Annotated in this window: 13 protein-coding genes, 1 tRNA gene and 5 pseudogenes; 14 read left to right on the forward strand and 5 right to left on the reverse strand. The window is 72.4% G+C overall.

Annotated features, from left to right (window positions below):
* From ACIQFZ_RS38735 to ACIQFZ_RS38745, 3 genes and pseudogenes are all read left to right on the forward strand, one after another.
* On the forward strand, positions 1–3,555 hold a 3,555-nt coding region (locus ACIQFZ_RS38735; RefSeq protein ID WP_402693459.1), incomplete at its 5' end, for a HAMP domain-containing protein.
* Positions 3,556–3,873: 318 nt separating this feature from the next.
* Positions 3,874–4,467: pseudogene (locus ACIQFZ_RS38740) on the forward strand (PP2C family protein-serine/threonine phosphatase); the annotation flags it as partial.
* 193 nt (positions 4,468–4,660) lie between these two features.
* Positions 4,661–5,047, forward strand: coding sequence for an STAS domain-containing protein (locus tag ACIQFZ_RS38745; RefSeq protein WP_376654258.1), 387 nt, complete (start codon positions 4,661–4,663; stop codon positions 5,045–5,047).
* A gap of 55 nt (positions 5,048–5,102) precedes the next feature.
* Here ACIQFZ_RS38745 and ACIQFZ_RS38750 read toward each other — a convergent pair.
* Positions 5,103–5,518, reverse strand: a pseudogene (locus ACIQFZ_RS38750) (MarR family winged helix-turn-helix transcriptional regulator).
* 42 nt (positions 5,519–5,560) lie between these two features.
* On the opposite strand from ACIQFZ_RS38750, the pseudogene ACIQFZ_RS38755 reads away from it, so the two are divergent.
* From ACIQFZ_RS38755 to ACIQFZ_RS38770, 4 genes and pseudogenes are all read left to right on the forward strand, one after another.
* Positions 5,561–5,767, forward strand: a pseudogene (locus ACIQFZ_RS38755) (phosphatase); the annotation flags it as partial.
* Positions 5,764–7,532: pseudogene (locus ACIQFZ_RS38760) on the forward strand (PP2C family protein-serine/threonine phosphatase). The pseudogenes ACIQFZ_RS38755 and ACIQFZ_RS38760, both read left to right, overlap by 4 nt.
* 598 nt (positions 7,533–8,130) lie before the next feature.
* A complete protein-coding gene (locus ACIQFZ_RS38765; RefSeq protein ID WP_402693460.1) occupies positions 8,131–9,495 on the forward strand; it encodes an NAD(P)/FAD-dependent oxidoreductase in 1,365 nt (454 codons plus the stop codon).
* Positions 9,496–9,607: 112 nt separating this feature from the next.
* Positions 9,608–11,860, forward strand: a complete 2,253-nt coding sequence (locus ACIQFZ_RS38770; RefSeq protein ID WP_376654255.1) for an FUSC family protein — start codon at positions 9,608–9,610, stop codon at positions 11,858–11,860.
* Between the two features lie 36 nt (positions 11,861–11,896).
* Here the strand turns inward: ACIQFZ_RS38770 and ACIQFZ_RS38775 are convergent, their stop codons facing one another.
* Positions 11,897–12,328, reverse strand: a complete 432-nt coding sequence (locus ACIQFZ_RS38775) for a hypothetical protein (protein ID WP_365429872.1) — start codon at positions 12,326–12,328, stop codon at positions 11,897–11,899.
* A gap of 90 nt (positions 12,329–12,418) precedes the next feature.
* Positions 12,419–13,291, reverse strand: coding sequence for a SigB/SigF/SigG family RNA polymerase sigma factor (locus tag ACIQFZ_RS38780; RefSeq protein WP_365429870.1), 873 nt, complete (start codon positions 13,289–13,291; stop codon positions 12,419–12,421).
* A gap of 239 nt (positions 13,292–13,530) precedes the next feature.
* Between ACIQFZ_RS38780 and ACIQFZ_RS38785 the strand changes: the two genes are divergently transcribed.
* The 4 genes from ACIQFZ_RS38785 (at position 13,531) to ACIQFZ_RS38800 (ending at position 17,038) form a co-directional block, all read left to right on the forward strand.
* A complete protein-coding gene (locus tag ACIQFZ_RS38785; RefSeq protein ID WP_361410590.1) occupies positions 13,531–13,752 on the forward strand; it encodes a hypothetical protein in 222 nt (73 codons plus the stop codon).
* Positions 13,753–13,987: 235 nt separating this feature from the next.
* A complete protein-coding gene (locus ACIQFZ_RS38790; protein WP_383063334.1) occupies positions 13,988–15,394 on the forward strand; it encodes a cytochrome ubiquinol oxidase subunit I in 1,407 nt (468 codons plus the stop codon).
* 40 nt (positions 15,395–15,434) lie between these two features.
* On the forward strand, positions 15,435–16,445 hold the full coding sequence (locus ACIQFZ_RS38795; RefSeq protein WP_365429874.1) for a cytochrome d ubiquinol oxidase subunit II: 1,011 nt from the start codon (positions 15,435–15,437) through the stop codon (positions 16,443–16,445).
* A 140-nt stretch (positions 16,446–16,585) separates the two neighbouring features.
* Entirely contained in the window at positions 16,586–17,038 is a 453-nt protein-coding gene (locus ACIQFZ_RS38800; protein WP_141364455.1) for a cyclic nucleotide-binding domain-containing protein, read from the forward strand.
* An 18-nt stretch (positions 17,039–17,056) separates the two neighbouring features.
* Here the strand turns inward: ACIQFZ_RS38800 and ACIQFZ_RS38805 are convergent, their stop codons facing one another.
* Together ACIQFZ_RS38805 and ACIQFZ_RS38810 are read right to left on the reverse strand one after the other, a co-directional pair.
* Complete coding sequence (locus ACIQFZ_RS38805) at positions 17,057–18,364, reverse strand: MFS transporter (RefSeq protein ID WP_402693461.1); 1,308 nt, start codon at positions 18,362–18,364, stop codon at positions 17,057–17,059.
* Between the two features lie 39 nt (positions 18,365–18,403).
* Positions 18,404–19,159: a TetR/AcrR family transcriptional regulator gene (locus ACIQFZ_RS38810; RefSeq protein ID WP_365429861.1), complete on the reverse strand. Its 756-nt coding sequence runs from the start codon at positions 19,157–19,159 to the stop codon at positions 18,404–18,406.
* Between the two features lie 107 nt (positions 19,160–19,266).
* Here ACIQFZ_RS38810 and ACIQFZ_RS38815 point away from each other — a divergent pair, with 107 nt between their 5' ends.
* The 3 genes and pseudogenes from ACIQFZ_RS38815 to ACIQFZ_RS38825 all read left to right on the forward strand — a co-directional run.
* Positions 19,267–20,484 (forward strand): saccharopine dehydrogenase C-terminal domain-containing protein, encoded by a 1,218-nt coding sequence (locus ACIQFZ_RS38815; RefSeq protein ID WP_365429859.1) that lies wholly within the window; start codon positions 19,267–19,269, stop codon positions 20,482–20,484.
* A gap of 171 nt (positions 20,485–20,655) precedes the next feature.
* A tRNA-Arg gene (locus tag ACIQFZ_RS38820) sits at positions 20,656–20,722 on the forward strand.
* Positions 20,723–20,960: 238 nt separating this feature from the next.
* A pseudogene (locus ACIQFZ_RS38825) lies at positions 20,961–21,242 on the forward strand (hypothetical protein); the annotation flags it as partial.

The following is a 21,242-nucleotide window of genomic DNA, read 5'->3' on the forward strand; positions in this document are numbered from 1 at the left end:
GACCAGCTCTCCGCCTTCGCCGACGAGGTCACCCGCGTCGCCCGCGAGGTCGGCACCGAAGGACGCCTCGGCGGACAGGCCGACGTCCAGGGCGTCAAGGGCACCTGGCGGGACCTGACCGACTCCGTCAACTTCATGGCCGGCAACCTGACCGCCCAGGTCCGCAACGTCGCCCAGGTGGCGACGGCGGTCGCCGAGGGCGACCTCTCCCAGAAGATCACCGTCGACGCCCGCGGCGAGATCCTCGAACTCAAGAACACCATCAACACGATGGTCGACCAGCTCTCCGCCTTCGCCGACGAGGTCACCCGCGTCGCCCGCGAGGTCGGCACCGAAGGACGCCTCGGCGGACAGGCCGACGTCCAGGGCGTCTCCGGGACGTGGAAGGACCTCACCGACAACGTCAACGTGATGGCGTCCAACCTGACCGGGCAGGTCCGCTCGATCGCCCAGGTCGCCACCGCCGTGGCCCGCGGCGACCTGTCCCGCAAGATCACGGTCGAGGCCGAGGGCGAGGTCGCGGCGCTGGCCGACGTGATCAACACGATGGTCGACACCCTGTCCGCGTTCGCCGACGAGGTCACGCGCGTCGCCCGCGAGGTCGGCACCGAAGGACGCCTCGGCGGACAGGCCCACGTGCCCAACGTCGCGGGCACCTGGAAGGACCTGACCGACAACGTCAACTCGATGGCGAACAACCTCACCGGTCAGGTGCGCAACATCGCGCTGGTGACGACCGCGGTGGCCAGGGGCGACCTGTCGAAGAAGATCGACGTCGACGCGCGCGGCGAGATCCTGGAGCTGAAGACGACCATCAACACGATGGTCGACCAGCTGTCCGCCTTCGCCGACGAGGTCACCCGCGTCGCCCGCGAGGTCGGCACCGAAGGACGCCTCGGCGGACAGGCCGAGGTGGAGGGCGTCTCGGGCACCTGGAAGCGGCTCACGGAGAACGTCAACGAGCTGGCCGGCAACCTGACCCGGCAGGTGCGGGCGATCGGCGCGGTGGCCAGTGCCGTGGCGGAGGGCGACCTGACCCGCTCGATCACCGTGGAGGCCTCCGGCGAGGTCGCCGAACTCAAGGACAACATCAACTCGATGGTGGAGTCCCTGCGCGAGACCACCCGGGCCAACCAGGAGCAGGACTGGCTCAAGAGCAACCTGGCGCGGATCACGGGCCTGATGCAGGGCCACCGCGACCTGCCGGTCGTGGCCGACCTGATCATGGATGAGCTGACCCCGCTGGTGTCGGCCCAGTACGGCGCCTTCTACCTGGCCGAGGACGGCGAGCGCGGCCCCGAACTGCGGCTCGTCGGCTCCTATGGCAGGCCCGACGACGAGCGGCCCACCCGCTTCTCCTTCGGCCGCTCACTGGTCGGCCAGGCCGCACGCAGCCGCCGTACCATCACGGTCGACGAACTGCCGACGGGGTACGTCACCATCTCCTCCGGGCTCGGCCAGGCGGTGCCGACCGCGCTGATCCTGCTGCCGATCCTGTTCGAGGACCAGGTCCTCGGCGTCATCGAGCTGGCGTCGGTGACCGCGTTCACGCCGATCCACCGGGACTTCCTGGAGCAGCTGCGCGAAGCCCTCGGGGTCAACGTCAACACCATCGTGGCCAACGCCCGCACCGACGAGCTGCTGGACGAGTCCCAGCGGCTGACGGCCGAACTCCAGGCTCGCTCGGCCGAGTTGCAGTCGCAGCAGGACGAGCTTCAGCGCTCCAACGCCGAACTGGAGGACAAGGCCTCGCTGCTGGCGGAGCAGAACCGCGACATCGAGGCGAAGAACCTTCAGATCGAGCAGGCCCGGCAGGAACTGGAGGCCCGCGCCCAGCAGTTGTCGCTGGCCTCGAAGTACAAGTCGGAGTTCCTGGCGAACATGAGCCACGAGCTGCGCACCCCGCTCAACAGCCTGCTCATCCTGGCCCAGTTGCTCGCCCAGAACCCCTCGCGCAACCTCAGCCCGAAGCAGGTCGAGTACGCGGGGATCATCCACTCCGCGGGCAGTGACCTGCTCCAGCTGATCAACGACATCCTGGACCTGTCGAAGGTCGAGGCGGGCAAGATGGACGTCACCCCGGAGCGGGTGTCGCTGCGCCAGCTCATCGACTACGTCGAGGCCACCTTCCAGCCGATGACGACGCAGAAGGGCCTCCAGTTCGCGGTCACCACCGCAGCGGGCGCGCCCGCGGACCTGCTCACCGACGACTCCCGGCTTCGCCAGATCCTGCGCAACCTGCTGTCCAACGCGGTGAAGTTCACCGAGAAGGGCGGCGTCGAGCTGTGCATCGAGCCGGCCGCGGACGACGAGGTGCCCGAGGGAGTCGTGCGGGGCGGCGCGGTCGTGTCCTTCCGGGTCAAGGACACCGGCATCGGCATCCCGGAACAGCACCTGGAGACGATCTTCGGCGCCTTCCAGCAGGCGGACGGCACGACCAGCCGCAAGTACGGCGGGACCGGCCTCGGGCTGTCCATCACCCGGGAGATCGCGCACCTGCTCGGCGGTGCCGTCGCCGTGGACAGCGTGCCCGGCCGGGGCAGCACGTTCACGCTCTTCCTGCCGGTGGCCCGCCCCGACTTCGAGCAGGTGCTCGGCGGCGGCCGGACCTCGCAGAAGGCCCCGGCCGAGCTGGTGCCGGCCGGCACGGCGGACCGGGAGGGCGCGTGGCCGCACTCGGGCGGCGACGGGCCGCGCAGGCGGCGGCTGCTGGTCGTCGAGGAGCGCTCCCGTGGGCTGCTGACCCTGGTCGCCGAGAGCGTGGTCGCGGACGTGGTCCGGCACAGCGCCGACGACACGGGCGCGCTGCCCGCCGTCGACGTCATCACCGCCGTCGGCGCGCCGGAGGCCGCGGGGGCGCTGGCCGTCGAGCCGTGCCACTGCGTCGTCCTCGACCTGGACATGCCCGAGCGGGAGGCGTCCCGGTTCCTGCGGGCGCTCCAGGGCGACTCGGCGCTGGCGGGCGTACCGGTGCTCGTGCACAGCGGTCAGCGTCCGGACGTGGCCCAGGCGGAGGCAGTGCGCTCGCGCGGGGACGACGGCTCCCTCGAATTCCTCTCCAGCCTCGACGAGTTGCGCGAGCGCATCGCCCTGCACCTGTCGGCCGAGGAGCCGGGGGACGTGCTGTCCCTGGTGCGGGCCGAGGAGCCGCAGGAACTCGCGCCGCCCGTCGACGGCGCCTTCGCGGGCCGTACCGTCCTCGTCGTCGACGACGACGCGCGCAACCTGTTCGCGCTCAGCGGGATGCTGGAGCTGCACGGCTTCCGGGTGCTGCACGCGGAGAACGGGCGCAAGGGCATCGAGACGCTGGTCGGCAACCCCGACGTCGCGCTCGTCCTGATGGACGTGATGATGCCGGAGATGGACGGCTACACCGCGACGGCCGAGATCCGCAGGCTGCCGCGGTACGCCGAGCTGCCGATCATCGCCGTCACCGCGAAGGCGATGCCCGGGGACCGGGAGAAGTCGCTGGCGTCCGGGGCCAGCGACTACGTCACCAAGCCCGTGGACACGGACGACCTCATCGCCTGCGTCCGGCACTGGCTGTCCGCGTGAGCGCGTCGGCGCCCGCCCCGCGCACCGGCGGGGCGGGCCCGGTCCGCCGCGGCACCTCCCGCACCCCGGCGCCGTTCAGCCGAGGAGCTTGTCCCTGGTGAGCACGTCCGGGCAGCGGCGCGATCCGGACGGCGCCGGGCCCCGTCCGGAGCCGTCCGCCTCCGGGGCGCAGCCGCCCATCGGCGGCCCGGAACCGCCCGATCCCGCCGGGGCCTCCCCCACCTCCCCCGTGGGGCGGCTGGCCGCCACCGTGGAGCGGCTGCGCCGCGAAGTGCGCGCCGCGCAGGCGAAGGCCGAGGGCCGGGCCCTGATCGAACTCGGTTGGTGGGCGGCGACTGGTACGACGCCGTGGTGCTGCCCTCCGGGCTCGTGCTGCTGTGCGTCGGCGACGTCGCCGGCCACGGCATCGAGGCGGCCACCAGCATGGTGGTGCTGCGCAACGCGCTGCGGGGCCTGGCCGTGACCGGGGCCGGGCCTGGCCAGCTGCTGTCGTGGCCGAACATCGTGGCGCACCATCTGACCGATGCCGTCACCGCCACCGCGGTCTGCGCCCTGTACGACCCCCGGCGGCGCACCCTGCGCTGGGCCCGGGCCGGGCATCTGCCGCCGGTGCTGGTGCGCGGCGCGGAGGCGGCGGCGCTGCCCCTGGTCCGAGGCATGCTGCTGGGCGCGGTGGCGGAAGCGGCGTACGAGGAGGCCGAGCTTCGGTTCGCGCCGCAGGACACGCTGCTGATGTACACCGACGGTCTGATCGAGCGCCGGGACCGCTCCGTGGAGGAGTCGCTCAGCCATCTGCTGACCACGGCCCGTTCGGCGCCCAGGACCCTGGACCAGCAGCTGGACCGGCTGCTGACCTACAGCAGGTCGGACACGGACGACGACACGTGCATCGTGGGCATCCGGGTCGCCTGACGGCGAGCGGTCGCCGCCCCGTCCGACGCATGGCGACCGCGTTCCGGGGTACGCGCGGGTGCGCAGTGCGGGGTGCCGCCCGTCGCCGTTGACGCGAAATGGATCACGTCACCGGTGCACGACCGGTGTGCGTCGAAGGCGTCGACGGGGGTAGCCGCCACTGGCCGGCCGTCAGCACTCGTTGGAGGTATCCGTGCCCCTTGCCCACAATCCGCTGTCCGTGGAGGTCACCCTGCCCCGGGAGGATGTCGCCCTGCTCACGGTCGACGGTTACCTGGACGTCGACACCGCGACCGAGTTGCAGGCCCATCTGGCCAACCAGCTCCACCACGGCCGACGGCACTTCCTGCTGGACCTGTCCGCCGTCCCCTTCATGGACTCCTCGGGGATGAACATCATCCTGCGGGTGTACCAGGAGGCCCGGGAGCGGGCGGGCAGCGTGCACATCATCGCCCCCGCCCCGGCGGTGCTGCGGATCCTCGATCTCACGGGGGTCAGCATCACGGTGCCGGTCTCGGGGAGCGCCGAGGAGGCGCTGGCCCTGGTGGACCGGAAGCCGGAGGAGCCGGAGGCGAAGTGAGCGCGACGGCGGGCGCGGGAAGCGCCAGGACCGCAGAGCACGTACGGGGACGGCGTCAGGCCGTGCGGGCGTCGCCCGCCGCGCCGCCGTCGTGGAGCAGTGCCGACGCGGCCGCGCAGAACCCCTCGAGCCCGGTCAGCAGCGCCACCCGCCGGCCCGTCGGCATCCGCTCCGCACGGACCGCAACTCCGTCTCGCGGCGCGCACGTACATCGGCCAGGAACGCCCGGCCGCGGCTGCTGAGGCGCAGTTCCACCTCCCGGCGGCCGGTGGCGGCCGCCTGCCGCCGTACGAAGCCACCGCCTCCAGGCGGTCGCAGAGCCTGCTCGTGGACGGCGGCGTGGAGCCCAGGGGGCCGGCCAGGGTGCGCAGGTTGATGCCTTCGTCGTGTTCCAGGATGAGCAGCACCCTGAGCTGCCGTGGACGCGCGGCCCCACAGGACCTCCAGCAGCTCGGCCGCCGTGGAGGTCACGCGCGCCAGCTCGCCGGGAGGGTGAGAGGGCGTCACGCCGACACTGGGGGGGACGACCGCCTGCTCGTTCTGCACAGCGACGGCCTGCCCAGCCGGTGGGCGCCGCCCGGAGCGGCCGGCCCGCCCACGGCGACCGATCCCGCGGTGACGGCCGCCGTGACGGTACGTGACGCCAGCAGCTCCGCCCGCCCGGTCCGGGACGACACCGCCGTGGCCGTTCTGACTCCCACCCCGCCGGACCGCCCATGACGCCCACCTTGCGGGTCACCACCGTCACCGACGCCGCCCGGGCCCGTGTCGCCACGGCCCGCGCGGCGGCCGCGTACGGGGTGCCGCCGCTCGAACGCGCCCGCCTGGCCACCGCCCTCAGCGCCCGCCTGCGTCAGTGCCTGACCGAGGGCGGCACCTGGACGGTCGCCCTCGGGGCCCAGGCCTCGGCCCCGAACGGGACGCGGGCACGCTGCACGTCACCGTGGCTCCGGCCCGTGACACACAGGACGACGGGGAACCGCCGTGGCGGATGTCCGTGACCTGCACGGAGGCCGGCGCGCCGCCGGATCCGGAGGTGCCGGACGACACGGACCTCCTGGCCGAGGCGCTGCTGGCCGCCGACGAGGACACGGCGGCGGTTCTGGGGAAACTCGCGGAGCAGGAGGAACTGGTCGCCTTCCACCGCGAGGAGCTGCACCAGACCAACCAGGGAGTCGTGGCCCTGCACGCCGATCTGGACACCGCCTGGCGGGCCCAGCGGGAGGCGTTCACCGCCGAGCGCTCGGCGCGCACCGAGGCGGAGGAGGCCCGCCGCAGGCTGAGGTTCCTGGCCGACGCCAGCGCGCTGCTGACGACCTCGCTCAACCACGAGTAGATCCTGCGGCGGCTACCGGACCTGCTGGTGCCCCGGTACGCCGACCGGGTCGACGTGTGGCTGTTCGACCACGAGGACGAGCGGCTCCGGTCCGCCCCGCATCCGGCGGCCGCGGTGCTCGCGGCCCGTACCGGCCGGCCGCAGTACGCGGCCGACCACCCTGGTGACCTGCCGGGCGTCGACGACCAGCCGCCGTCCGCGCTGAACCCCGGCCGGCCCCTGCTGTGCGTCCCGCTGCTCGCCCGGCGGGCACCGCTCGGTGTGCTGACCCTGTCGCCGCCCGGCGCCCGCTGGGACCCCGACGACGCGGTCATGCTGATCGAGCTGGCCCGGCGGGCCAGCGTCGCCCTCGACAACGCGCGCCGCTTCGAGCACAACCGCGACATCGCCGAGACGTTGCAGCGCGCGCTGCTCACCGATCTGCCCACCACACCGGGCCTGCGCCTGGCCGCGCGCTACCTGCCGGCCACGCACGGGCTGAACATCGGCGGGGACTGGTACGACGCCTTCCGGCAGCCCGACGGGAGCCTGATCACCGTCATCGGCGACGTCACCGGCCACGGGCTGCACGCGGCCGTGATGATGAGCCAACTGCGTACCGCGCTGCGCGCCTACGCCGTCGACGGCGGCAGCCCCGGCCGGCTGCTGACCCGGCTGCACGTGTTCCTGCACCATCTCCAGCCCGACCTGTTCGCGACCGCGGTCATCGCCCGGTTCAGTCCGGACGATCCCACCGTCACCTGGGCCGCCGCGGGCCATCCGCCGCCCGTGCTGCGGCTGCCGGACGGCCGGGTGCACGTCCTCGACGCCAAGCCGGGCGCCATGCTCGGCATCCCGCTGAGGCAGGAGATCGCGGACCACACCGTGCGCCTCTCCCCGGGCGCGACCCTGGCGCTGTACACGGACGGTCTCGTGGAGCGCCGGACACGGGGCATCGACCCCGGCATCGACCGCCTCGCCGCCGCCCTCGAGGCGTTCGACCCGGCCGATCTGGACACCGACCTGGACGGCTCGGCGGACCGCATCCTGGGCCCGTTGCTGAGCGACTCCGAACGCGACGACGACGTCTGCCTCCTGCTGTGCCACATCGACCGCGAGGCCGGCGGGGAGCCGGACCGGGTCCCGGCGGGCGCGGACCACCTGCGGTAGCCCCGCGCGGCGTCACCCCGCACGCGGCGGTGGGACGAACAGGCCCTCCCACCGCCCGTGTGCGCTTCCGGAACGGACCCGGTACGGCACCGGATCCCGGGAACCCGCCGAGGCGGCCCCTGCCGTCCGGCCGTGTTCCGGACGGCGGGGACGACGGCGCCCGGTGCGCGCGCGACCCGGTGGGGGCATCGTTGTGCTCGTGGACTCGACGGAACCGATGGACCGGTGAGGTGCGAAGCAGCCGTCCACGGGCAGACGCAAGGACGTCGTTGCAGCCGCCCGGAGCCCCCGCAGCAGAAGGGATGAAACATCTTGAACCCTCCCCCAGCCGAAGCAGGGGGATTCCTGGCTCAAGCAGCTCATTCGCTCAGCATGCGAACGAGTCTGACGCTCTCAGCACCAGCCGGGACGGAACCTGCCCGGTTGCCCGTTAAACAAAGGAGTTGCGCGTGCTTGGCTCTCGCAACGCACGGCAGTCAGCTTACCCAACCGTGTGGGCGGTCTTTCGCCTTTTGGGCGAAACCCCGTTCCCTGCCCTGCTCCGCAGGAGTCCGACTCATCCCCCGGCTGAAGCCGGGGGCGTCCTCGGAGGTTTCCAGTGACACGACCCAGGATCCTGGTGGTCGGCGCAGGCTTCGCCGGTGTGGCGTGCGTCCGCCGTCTGGAGCGCAGGCTCTCCCCCGGCGAGGCGGACATCACTTTGGTGACGCCGCGATCCTACCAGCTGTATCTGCCGCTGCTGCCCCAGGTCGCCTCCGGGGTGCTGACACCCCAGTCGGTCGCCATCTCCCTGCGCCGCAGCAAGAAGTACCGCACCCGGATCATCCCGGGCGGCGCCGTCGGCGTGGACCTGAAGGCCAAGGTGTGCGTCGTCCGCACGCTCACCGACCACGTCGTCGACGAGCCGTACGACTACCTGGTGCTGGCCCCCGGCAGCGTCACCCGGACGTTCGACATCCCGGGGCTCCTGGACCACGCCTTCGGCATGAAGACGCTGGCCGAGGCCGCCTACATCCGCGACCACGTCATCACCCAGCTGGACCTCGCCGACGCCAGCGAGGACCCGGCCGAGCGCGCCTCGCGGCTCCAGTTCGTGGTGGTCGGCGGCGGGTACGCCGGCACCGAGACCGCGGCGTGCCTGCAACGGCTGACGCACGCCGCCGTCAAGCGCTACCCGCGGCTGAACCCGGCGCTGATCAAGTGGCACCTGATCGACATCGCGCCGAAGCTGATGCCGGAGCTGGGCGACAAGCTGGGCCGCAGCGCCCAGGAGGTGCTGGGCCGCCGGGGCATCGAGATCTCGCTCGGAGTGTCCATCGCCAAGGCCGGGCCGGAAGAGGTCACCTTCACCGACGGCCGGGTGGTGCCGACCCGCACCCTGATCTGGACCGCGGGCGTGGTGGCCAGCCCGCTCATCGCGACCCTCGGCGCGGAGACGGTCAGGGGCCGGCTCGCGGTGACCGCCGAGATGCGCCTGCCCGGCCACGACGGGGTGTTCGCGCTCGGGGACTCCGCCGCCGTACCCGACCTGGCCAAGGGCGACGGCGCGGTGTGCCCGCCGACCGCGCAGCACGCCACGCGGCAGGGCCGGCGGGTCGCGGAGAACGTCATCGCGACGCTGCGCGGGCAGCCCCTGCGGCCGTACGAGCACAGGGACCTCGGTCTCGTCGTCGACCTCGGCGGCGCGGACGCGGTCTCCAAGCCGCTCGGCGTGGAACTGCGCGGCGTCCCGGCCCAGGCCGTGGCCCGCGGCTACCACCTCGGGGCGCTGCGCACCAACGTCGCCAAGACCAGGGTCGCGATCAACTGGCTGCTCAACGCGGTCGCCGGTGACGATTTCGTCCGCACCGGATTCCAGGCCCGCAAGCCCGCCAAGCTGAAGGACTTCGAGTACACCGACAGGTACATGACACCCGAGCAGGTGCGGGAGCACGTCGAGCGGGACCGCCCCCGGCAGGTGTGACACCGGGGCGGGGCCTCTCCCGCCGGTACGGCCGGGCCGCGAAAAGCGGTCCGGCCGTGACATGCCATGCTGGTCGGGCGGATCATGAGGGTGAACGGGAGGGGGCGGCGGCGTGGGAGCAGCACAGAGGCCGGTCCGGTCGCGGCTGCGTGATCGCTTCACGGCGTCCGATCCCGGCCTGCTGCGGCTGGCCGCCGGATCGCGGACGGCGGGCTCGATCGCGCTGACGCTGGCCGTACTCGGCGTGCTGCGCGTGCCCGTGACGCTTCTGGTGGCCGGGGCGATCGCGTCGATGGCGGCCACCTTCGCCATCCGGGAGAAGCAGCGCTCGCAGCAGGCGGTCACGCTCGCCCTCGGTCTTCCGGTGGCGCTGGTGTCCGTCTCGCTCGGCGCACTCCTCAACCGGCTCGTGGTGGCCGGGGACGTCTTCTTCGTCGTCCTGATCTTCTGCGCGGTATACAGCCGCCGGTTCGGTGACCGGGGCAACGCGCTCGGCCTGATCGGCTTCCAGCTCTACTTCATGTCCCTGTTCGTCGGCGCCACCGCGTCGGCGCTGCCCGCGCTCTACGGTGTCATCGCGGTCGCGTTCGCCTCCAGCGCCCTCGTCCGGTTCGTGGTCGTGTACGAGACACCGGCGGGCGTCCTGCAACGCCTGCGCGAGGCGTTCCGGGTGCGTCTGGCGCAGTTGGTGACCGCCCAGCTGGAGCTGCTGGACGCCGGTCCGGACGAGGTGGAGAAGGTCCTGGAGGCGGTGCGGGAGGGCACGGCCCGGCTGCACGAGACGGCGATGATGATCCAGTCCCGGCTGGCGGAGGGCACCTCCGACGAGGCCGTGGCGCGGCTGGTGCAGCGGCGGATCGCGGACGCCGAGATCGCCGCAGAGCGGCTGGGGCTGCTCCTGCTGAACGCCCGCAGCGCCGAGCGGACCGACACGCTCACCCTCCACCTGCCCGGCGCGTCCGTCCCCTCCAGCGGCCGGCTGCCGGTGCGGGACGAGGCGACCGAGACGCTGCGCCGCGACCTGCGGGCGCTGGCGATGCTCGTGCTGCGGCCCGTCGGGGAGGGCGGCGGGACCGCGCTGGCGCACGTACGCAACCGGCTCCTCGGCTACCGCGACGAGGAGAACCTGCCGCCCGCCTCGCCCGCCGTGCAGGACGTCTTCCGCGGTATCGGCGAGACCGCGCGGGCCGTGATGGGGCTGCGGATCGCGCTGGACGGCCCACAGGACGAGTCCGACGACGCGCCCGCGACGGTCCGCTCCCGGGAGGAGCTGGACGCGGAGAACGCCGCCATCGAGGGCGCCGAGGAGGCCGAGCGGGAGGAGCAGGTCCCGACCGGGTGGCGGCGCCCGACCACGCGGGCGGCCGTGCAGGTCGCGGTGGGCTCGTCACTGGCCATCGTCGGCGGCGAGTTCCTCTCCAGCCAGCGCTGGTACTGGGCGGTGCTGACCTGCTGGATCGTCTTCATCAACACCTCGTCCACGGGCGAGATCCTGGTCAAGGGCTACCGCCGTCTGGTGGGCACGGTGCTCGGCGTCGTGGCCGGCATCGTGCTGGCGGGGCTGGTCGGGCCGCACACGTGGACGGCGCTGGCCCTGGTGCTGCTGTTCATCTTCGCGATGTTCTACACGGCGCCGCTGTCGTACACGCTGATGTCCTTCTTCGTCACCGCGGCGCTGGGACTGCTGTACACGCTGCTGCACAGGTACAGCGCGGCGGTGCTCGTGCTGCGTGTGGAGGAGACGGCGCTCGGGGCGGCCTGCGGGATCATCGCCGCCGCGCTGGTGCTGCCGGTGCACACCAGCGGCCGTACGAACGAGCTGCTCGGCAAGGCGCTGGAGCGGCTGACGGACGTCACGACCGGCGCCGTCGAGCAGCTCAGCGGGGGCCCGGCGGTCGATCTGCTCGACCGGGCGCGCGACCTGGACCAGGCGCTGGGCGATCTGCGAGCGGCCACGCAGCCGCTGACGCATCCGATCACGCCCCTGCGGGCTCGGCGGAACACCGCCCAGTACGTCGTGGCGCTGCTGGAGACCTGCGCCTACCACGCGCGGTCGCTGGCGGCGACCGCCGAGCTGCTGCCCACCCATCCGTCGATAGCCGCGGATCCCCGGCTGCGCCAGGCCTGTGCCCGGACCACCCGCAACATCGAGACGATCCGCGCGCACGTGGCCGACGAGCCCACCACCGCCGAGGTCGAACGGGGTCCGAGCATCGCCTCGCTGCTGGAGGCGGACGGGGCGCCCGGCGTCCCGCGGTACGGCCGCATCACCGACCGGGTGCTGCGGCACCTCCAGCGCCTCGACGAGGCAGTGGTCGGCCTGGCCCGCCCGCTGGACGTCCCGGTGTCGAAACCGGCGCCGTGACGGGCCGGGGCCCGCGGCCCCGGCCCGTCACGCCGGTCAGAAGTCGGTGGGCATGTCGCTGGCCTCGGCGATGCCCCGCAGCTCCTCGGTCTCCCGGTGCCGGTCGCGGATGTAGTCGGCGATCTCGGTCAGGCGCTCCGGGTCGGCGGCGGTCGCCGCGTCGGTGACGACCCGGACCGGACCGGTCTCCTCGATGTCGAGGACGACCAGTTCGTTGTCCAGCCTTCCGGTCACCGCGGTGGCGATGACCAGGGCGGCCTCGTCCCGTATCTCCTGGGGGAGGCCCTGCGCCTGGGCGCCCTCCAGCGGGAAGTCGGCGGAGGGCACGCCGCGTTCGTCGATCGCCCGGAGGACCGGGTCGACGACGTCGAGCAGCAGTTCGTACTCCTCCTCGGGCATCCGGACGCGGAGCAGATCGAGATACACCTCCACGGCCCGGCCGTCGGGCGGAAGCTCGTCTTCGTTCATTGGCTCCGTGTTCCCCGCGTACGCCCGCTCAGACGCGGAACGCGCGATCGGCAGCGGGGGCCGACGGCACGAGCCGGGGAGGGCTGCCTCTCACGTCGTGGGTTCCGTGGCCGGTCCCGGTCCGTCGCCGGAGCGGTTCGCCCGTTCCGACAGCACCTCGTCGCGCACGCGCGCGCAGCTGCGACTGATGAGTCGGGAAACGTGCATCTGGGAGATGCCGAGCCGGTCCGCGATACGACTCTGTGTCATGTCCTCGAAAAAGCGCATGTAGAGGATGGCGCGTTCGCGTTCGGGCAGCCGGCGCAGCCCTTCCTTGGCCGACTCCCGGTCGACGACGGTGTCGTAGGAGGAGTCCGACGCGCCGAGGCTGTCCGCGAGGCTGTAGCCGTCGCCGCCGGCCGACAGTTCGGCGTCCAGGGACAGAGTGCTGAAGCTGTCGATCGCCTCCATCCCCGCGTTGACCTCCTCCTCCGTCAGCCCGGCGTGCGCGGCGATCACCGCGACCGAGGGTTCGGGGCTGCCGGGGTTCTGGGTGAGTTCGCGGCGCGCCACCCGTACCTTGTTGCGCAGTTCCTGGACACGGCGGGGCACCCGAAGCGCCCACATCCGGTCCCGGAAGTGCCGCTTGACCTCGCCGGTGATGGTCGGCACGGCGTAACTCTCGAAGGCGCCGCGATCCGGGTCGAAGCGGTCGATCGCCTTGACCAGCCCGAGTGCCGCCACCTGCCGCAGGTCCTCGATGGACTCGCCGCGGTCGCGGAAGCGGCCTGCGATGCGGTGGGCCATGGGCAGCCACGCGCTGACGAGTTCGTCGCGGACGGCCTCCCGTTCCGGGCCGTCCTGCGCGGCGGCGAGGCGTTGGAAGAGGGCGGCGGTGTCGGGGGCGTCGTCGTGCGGCCGGCGGGCGGGAGCCGCCTGGTCCGCGGGAGCGTCGGGGCGACTTGTCGATATGTCGATGAGCATGCGGAATGGCTCCTGAACGGTGTTTCAGGGACTGACCGCGGAAGGAGTGGTGCCGTCCGGTCCGCCTGGAGACCTCCCGGAGCAGCAGGAACAGCTTCCGCTGACGCGCCTCCGGTCCGAAGCACGAGGTTCCGTCTGCCCGGCGGTGGGAGCGACAAACTCCGGTTCGCGTAGTTCTTCTCCCGTAACGGCCGATTCGAGCCGCCATCACGGCGCGCGGGAGCGGGTAGGTGGAGGACATGACCGATGTGGTGCACTCGGACGAACTGCTGCGGCGCATCCAGCGCGCGAGGGCGTGCGCGGCACAGGAGGAGCGCGGGTGGCGGGACCGCCGCGACACCCTCGGGGCGACCGATCCGGACGCCGCGCGCGAGGCGGCCGTACGCGCCCTTAGCTACGAGGCCGTCCTGCGGGTGCTGGACGAGATCCTGGCCCCGGGCCGGCACGCCGAGCGGGGCTGACGGGCGGAGTGAGTCCGCTCACGTGATCCGGTTCCGGCTGCGCGGAACCGCCCAAGATGGTTTACGGTTCATCCATACGCGGCGACGGGGTCGACCCGAGGCGTCCCCCGTGCACCGCCATATACGGCCCTGGCTGGCCTCCCCCGTCCAGCCAGGGCTTTTTCATGCCTTCGTCCGGAGACGGGCGAAGAATCCCGGTTCGGTCCGTCCCAGCCGGGTACTGGCAGTTCTCGTGATGCGCGCTCTGCTCTCCGGGCCGGGGGTGCTCGTCGTGTACGCGGTCCGCCGGGTGACGGAGGGAGACCTGGCGGCGGCGCGGGCGCAGATGGGGTTCTCCCTCGCCTGGCACATCATCGTGGCCTGTCTCGGGGTCGGGCTGCCGGTACTGACCCTGCTCGCGGAGTGGTACGGCATCCGCACCGGCGATCCGGCACACCAGCTGCTGGCCCGCCGGTGGGCACGCGCCATGGGCGTGCTGTTCGCGGTGGGCGCCGTCTCCGGGACCATCCTCAGCTTCGAGATGGGGTTGCTGTGGCCCGGACTGATGGGCAGGTTCGGCCAGGTGATCGGGCTGCCGTTCGCCCTGGAGGGCATCGCGTTCTTCCTGGAGGCGATCTTCCTCGGTATCTACCTGTACGCCTGGGACCGGCTGCCGCCCCGGCGCCATCTGCTGACCGGCATCCCCATCGTCGTCGCGGGCACCGCGTCGGCGTTCTTCGTGGTGTGCGCCAACGCGTGGATGAACCAGCCGCGCGGCTTCACCCTGCGCGACGGCAAGGTCGTGCACGTCGACCCGTGGGCGGCGATGCTCAACCCGGCCAGTCCCCCGCAGACCGTGCACATGATCCTCGCGGCCTTCATGGTGGCCTCGTTCCTGGCCGCCGCCGTGTACGCGGTGGCCCTGCTGCGCGGGCGCCGGGACGCCTACCACCGGGCCGGGTTCCTCATCCCGTTCACGCTGGGCGCGATCGTGGCCCCGTTCCAGATCGTCGTGGGCGACTGGGCGGCGCGCTTCCTGTCCGACTACCAGCCGGCCAAGCTCGCCGCGATCGAGGGCGTGTACCGCACCGGCTCCCACGTCCCGCTGACCATCGGCGGTGTCGCGGGCGACAACGGGCTGAAGTACGGCCTGGAGATCCCCGACGGGCTGTCCCTGCTGGTCGGCTACCGCCCCGGCACCGTCGTCCGGGGCCTGGACCGCGTGCCGGTCGCTCTGCGTCCGCCCGTCACCGGTGTGCACTGGGCCTTCGACCTGATGGTCGCCATCGGCTTCTTCCTGCTGCTCATGGGCGTATGGCTGCTGTGGCAGTGGTGGCACCGCCGCCGTACCGGCGGGGAACTGCGCACGCCCCGCCCGTTCCTGGCGCTCGCCGCCGTCGCCGGCCCGGCCGCGGTGGTGGCGCTGGAGTGCGGCTGGACCGTGACCGAACTGGGCCGGCAGCCGTGGATCGTGTGGGGCGTGATGAGCGTGCGGGAGGCCGTCAACCCCGCCCCGGGCCTGATGACCGGCCTGTGGCTGGTGCTGGTGGTGTACGCCGCCATGACCGCCGCCACCGTGTACGTCCTGCGCCGCCTGGCCCGGGGCACCCCGGTGCCGCAGGCTCCGCAGGAGGCGGACGTCACGCGGTATCCCGTCGTGTGAGGCCCGCCGGGCCCCGCCGTACGACCCCTTGGAGGTGACCGTGCTCGCGGACGCGGCGCTCGCCGTGATGTGGCTGGGCCTGACCTGCTACGCCCTGTTCGGCGGGGCCGACTTCGGCGCCGGGGTGTGGGACCTGCTGGCCGGCGGAGCCGAGCGCGGGCGGCCCCGGCGCGAACTGATCGAGCACAGCATCGGGCCGGTGTGGGAGGCCAACCACGTGTGGCTGATCTTCGTGGTGGTGATGCTGTGGTCGGCGTTCTCCCCGGTGTTCGCCGCCGTGATGTCCACGCTGTACATCCCGCTGACGCTGGCGGCGCTGGGCATCATCGCGCGGGGCGCCGCCTTCGCCTTCCGCAAGGCCAGTACCGAGCTGTGGCAGCAGCGGCTGTTCGGGGCGTGCTTCGCGCTGTCCTCGCTGCTCACACCGTTCTTCCTCGGTACGGTCGCCGGTGGTGTGGCCTCCGGGCGCGTGCCGCCGGGGCTCGCCGCGGGCGATGTGATCACCGGCTGGCTCAATCCGACATCGCTGCTGGGCGGGGTGCTGGCCGTGGTGACCTGTGCGCACCTGGCGGCGGTGTACCTGTGCGCCGACGCGGACCGCGAGGGCCGGCCCGAGCTGGCGGCGGCCTTCGCCCGCGACGCCGTGCTCAGCGGGCTGGCGGCCGGAGTCGTGGCCCTCGCGGGGATCGCGGTGCTGCACGCGGACGCCCCGGCGCTGTTCCACGGGCTGACCCACCGGGCGCTGCCGCTGGTGATCGTCAGCGCGGTGGCCGGGCTCGCCGGTCTCGGCCTGCTGGCCCGGCGGCGTTTCGTGGCCGCCCGCGGGGCCGCCGCCCTGGCGGTCGCGGCGATCCTGTGGACGTGGGGCGCGGCCCAGTACCCGGCCATGCTGGTCGGCGGCACCACCGTCGCGCAGGCCGCGTCGAACGCCTCCGTGCTGGCCGCGGTCCTGGTGTCGCTGGGCGTCGGCGCAGTGCTCCTGGTCCCCTCGCTGTGGCTGCTGTACGCCACCTTCCAGCGCGGGTCGGCCGGACAGCCCTCGTCGCGGTGAGCAGAAGCGGTGAGCAGAAGCAGAGGCGGTGAGCCAAAGATGAGAAGTCGCCTCCGCCGAGGTGCCCTGGGGACCCGCAGCGGCTGAAATGGGGAGGAGGCACATGCGCGGAACCCATCGCCGGCGAGGAGCTTCGGGCCATGACCAAAGCGATAAAACTGCTCACCGCCCTCCCCCAGAAACAACGCGAGCGCCTGATGGAGGTCGCGCGGGAGGTCTCCTTCCCCGAGGACACGAGGATCTTCGAGGCGGGGGGCACGGCCGACCGCTTCTGGGTCATCCGCTCCGGCGCCGTGCACCTGGACCAGCAGGTGACGCCCACCCGCAAGGTGACGGTGGCGTCCCTGGGCGCGGGCGATCTGCTCGGCTGGTCCTGGCTGTTCCCGCCGTACCAGTGGGACTTCGGGGCGGAGGCGTACAGCCAGGTCCGCGCCTACGAGTTCGACGCCTCGGCGGTGCTGGCGCTGTCCGTGGAGGATCCGCTGCTCGGGCTGTCGCTGGTGCGGACCGTCGCCGAGATCCTCGCCCACCGGCTGGAGCTGACCCGGGGCAAGCTCCTGGAGCAGTACACCATCCCCCGGCGCTCTCACTGAGTCGCCGGATCCGGTGGGTCAGATCCGGTAGCGGCGCAGCGCCGGGACGGCCGCCGCCAGGCCCAGCGTCAGGGCGACCACCAGCAGGCCGCCGCCGGCCACCGCCGCGCGCGGGCCGAAGGCCGAGCCGGCCGTGCCGTGCAGGACGTCCGCCAGGCGCGGACCGCCCGCGACGACGACGGTGAAGACGCCCTGCATACGGCCGCGCATCTCGTCGGTGGCGGCGGACAGCAGGATGGCGCCGCGGAACACCATGGAGACCATGTCGGCGACCCCGGCGGCCGCCAGGAACATCAGCGCGAACCACAGGCTGCGGCTCAGCCCGAACCCGGTGACGGCCGCTCCCCAGGCGGTGACCGCGCCGATCACCATCCAGCCGTGCCGGCGCGCGCGGGAGAAGGTGCCGGAGAACAGCCCGCCGACCACAGCGCCGACCGGGATGGCCGCGAACAGCAGGCCGAGCGCGAGTTCTTCGCCGTAGGGGGCGTACGTCACGGCGGCGAGCTGCGGGAACAGGGCGCGGGGCATCCCGAAGACCATGGCGATGATGTCGGCGAGGAACGACAGCAGCAGCACCTTGTGCCCGGAGATGTAGCGGAACCCGTCGGCTATCTCCCGCACCCCCGCGCGGCGCACGGCGGATCCGGCCAGGGGCGGCAGCGCGGGCAGCCGCAGCACCGCCCACACGGTGACGCACAGGGCCACGGCGTCGATGAGGTACAGCTCGGGCAGCCCGATGACGGGGATGAGCGCGCCGGCCAGCAGCGGTCCGGCCACCAGACCGGTCTGCATGACGGTCGATCCCAGGGCGTTGGCAGCGGGCAGCTCCTCGGCCGGGACCAGCCGGGCGATGGAGGCGTTGCGGGCCGGGGAGTTCAGCCCGAAGAAGGCCTGCTGCACGGCGAGCAGCACCATCAGCACCACGACCGAGTCGAACCGGGCCGCGGCCTGCAACCAGAACAGCACCGAGGTGACCGCGATACCGCTGTTCGTGATCAGCAGCAGCTTGCGGCGGTCCATCGTGTCGGCGACCGCGCCGCCCCACAGCGCGAACACCACCATCGGGACCAGGCCGGCGAGGCTGGCGTAGCCGACCCAGGCCGAGGAGCCGGTGATGTCGTAGATCTGCTTGGGCACGGCGACGGCGGTGAGCTGGCTGCCGACCGCGGTGACGATGGTCGAGGACCACAGCCGGCGGAAGGCGGGGCGGCGCAGCGGCCGGGTGTCCATGGCCCAGCGGCGCCAGCCGCGCCGGCCGGCTCTGGACGGGTCGGGGGCGTCGCCGTGCGATGCGGTGCTGCTGTCGGCGCTCTCGCTGGTGTCCACGGGCTTCCTGGTTGCTCGTTACATCTATCGGTGCGATGTTCAGTGTCGCAGCACCGGCCGGGCCTGGGGACCGCCCGGATCCGGAAAGCTGCCGCGTACGCGCTCCAGTTGGGCCGCCGCGCTGTCGAGCAGCATGTCCAGGGCGGTCGGGTAGGCGCTGGTGACCATGCGGGTGGCGAGCAGGGGCGCCGCCTCGGCAATGCGCGGATGCGTGGTGGCGGGCAGCCGGGCGTAGGTCGAGTGCCACATCTCCTCGTCGGCGCGCAGGGCGGCGCTCGGCAGGGCCAGGGAGGCGGCATCGAGCGCGGCGAAGGCGAGGGTCTGGTCGACGAAGGCGTGGTAGATCCGCACCGTGTGGGGCAGTGGAAAGCCGGCCCGGCGCAGCACGCCCAGGACGGCCTCGTCGGCGGCCAGTTCGTTGGCGCGGCCGGAGACGCGGTTGGCGGTCACCACCGCGGCCTGCGGATGCGCGACGTACGCGGAGTGGATGCGCAGGCCCATCTCGCGCAGGTCCGCCCGCCACCGCCCGGTCGGCTCCCAGCCGGCCAGCGCCCGGCCGATCAGCGCGTCGCCGATCGCCAGGGTGAGGTCGTCCATGCCGCGAAAGTAGCGGTAGAGGGTGCTCGGGTCGCAGTCGAGCGCCAGGCCGAGGCGGCGGGCGGTCAGTCCCGCGCTGCCGTGCTCCCGCAGCAGGCGCAGGGCGGTGGCGACGATCAGTGTCTCGGACAGTACGGTGCCGCTCCGGGTGGGGCGGCGCCGCCGTCGCTTGTCCTCGGGAACCACCGGTTTGGGCATCCCGACCTCCTCGGACTCCTCGCACGCTTATGCCAACACCATTGACCTTACGTGGTGCGCGGCGTTGTATCGACGGTCAGGACAGAGACCGAGAGGGAGTTCTGGTCATGCGTGTACTGCTCGTGGGAGCCGGTGGTGTGGGTACCGCCATCACCCGGATCGCGGCCCGTCGTCCGTTCCTCAAGTCGATGGTCGTCGCGGACTACGACCGCGGGCGGGCCGAGTCCGCCGTGGCGGCCGTCGGCGACGACGGCCGGTTCGTCGCCGAGCGCGTCGACGCGAGCGACGAGGCGGCGGTGACGGACCTGCTCGCCCGGCACCGCTGCGACGTGCTGCTGAACGCGACCGACCCGCGCTTCGTGATGCCGCTGTTCCGCGCGGCCCGCGCGGCCGGCGCCGGCTACCTCGACATGGCGATGTCCCTGTCCCGGCCGCACCCGGAGCGACCGTACGAGGAGTGCGGGGTCAGACTGGGCGACGAGCAGTTCGCGCTGGCGGAGGACTGGGAGAAGGCCGGCGCACTCGCACTCGTCGGCATGGGGGTGGAGCCGGGCCTGTCCGACGTGTTCGCGCGGTACGCCGCCGACGAACTCTTCGACGAGATCGAGGAGATCGGCGTCCGCGACGGCGCGAACCTGACCGTCGACGGCTACGACTTCGCGCCGTCCTTCAGCATCTGGACCACCATCGAGGAGTGCCTGAACCCGCCGGTGGTGTACGAGGCCGGGCGCGGCTGGTTCACCACCGAGCCGTTCAGCGAGCCGGAGGTGTTCGACTTCCCCGAGGGCATCGGCGAGGTCGAGTGCGTGAACGTGGAGCACGAGGAGGTGCTGCTGGTCCCGCGCTGGGTGGACGCGCGGCGGGTGACCTTCAAGTACGGTCTGGGCCGCGAGTTCATCGACACCCTCAAGACGCTGCACCTGCTGGGTCTGGACCGCACCGACCCGGTCACCGTGCCGGGCCCGGACGGGCCGGTCGCCGTCTCGCCCCGGGACGTCGTCGCCGCCTGCCTGCCCGACCCGGCGACCCTGGGCGAGCGGATGCGCGGCAAGACCTGCGCGGGCACCTGGGTGCGCGGCACCCGGGACGGCGCACCGCGCGAGGTGTACCTATACCACGTGGTCGACAACGAGTGGTCCATGGCCGAGTACGGGTGCCAGGCGGTGGTGTGGCAGACGGCGGTCAATCCCGTGGTCGCCCTGGAACTGCTGGCCGGCGGCGCCTGGTCCGGAGCGGGTGTCCTGGGCCCCGAGGCGTTCCCGGCCCGCCCCTTCCTGGACCTGCTGACGGAGTACGGCTCCCCGTGGGGCATGCGCGAGCAGTGACCGGGTCCGGCCCGTTCAGGTCATGTCGGGTCCCGTCGTATCGAATCCGGTTCGCGGGACCGGCTCCGGCCTGGAGCGGCCAGATCAAGTGAGACGCAGGGCCGGCAGAAATCCCAGGTGATCTGTTCCGGGGAGAGCGGACGCCTGGGGTCGTCTCAGTTGATCTGGTCCGCCGAAGGGCTCGCGCCAGCGATGGCCTCCGGAGCCATGTGCGCAGGTTCGAATCCTGCCGGGGGCACCCTTCATGAGGTGCCCAAAGACCCGTCACCAGCGGAAACGCTGAGGCCGGGGTCTTCGCGTATGTGCAGGCGTATGCGGCCCGAAGCGGCCGTATGTCGGGGGCTGTGGACGAGGCGTGGACGGGATCTTGAAGCGTCGCCGCAGGTGAGCCGCGCTCCCCACAGTTCCCGTCTCTGACGACGAAGCCACCCGACAGGCAGGCCTGACGTGTCAGAGGTGTGCGCTTGGATGAGCGGGTGACCGTTCATGACGTTGCTCGGCAACTGCCCGAGATAGCAGTCCTCCGTGAGCACTGCCGTTCCCTGGCCATCCTGGAGGCCGTCCTGAGCCCCGAGTGGTCGGGCCGCGATCACTCCTTCAACGACCGCTGGTCCGAGAAGGAGTCGATGGCCTCGATGCGGAGCGGATCAGGCGACGACTACTCGATCGTTTTCTCAGCCGCCGGCGCCTGCGTCCGTGGATTCGATCACGAATCACCTATGAGCCCCTACGCAGAGGACAGGCTGTGGCCCGGAGTA

It is taken from the genome of Streptomyces sp. NPDC093064 (assembly GCF_044754605.1).
GTDB lineage: Bacteria > Actinomycetota > Actinomycetes > Streptomycetales > Streptomycetaceae > Streptomyces.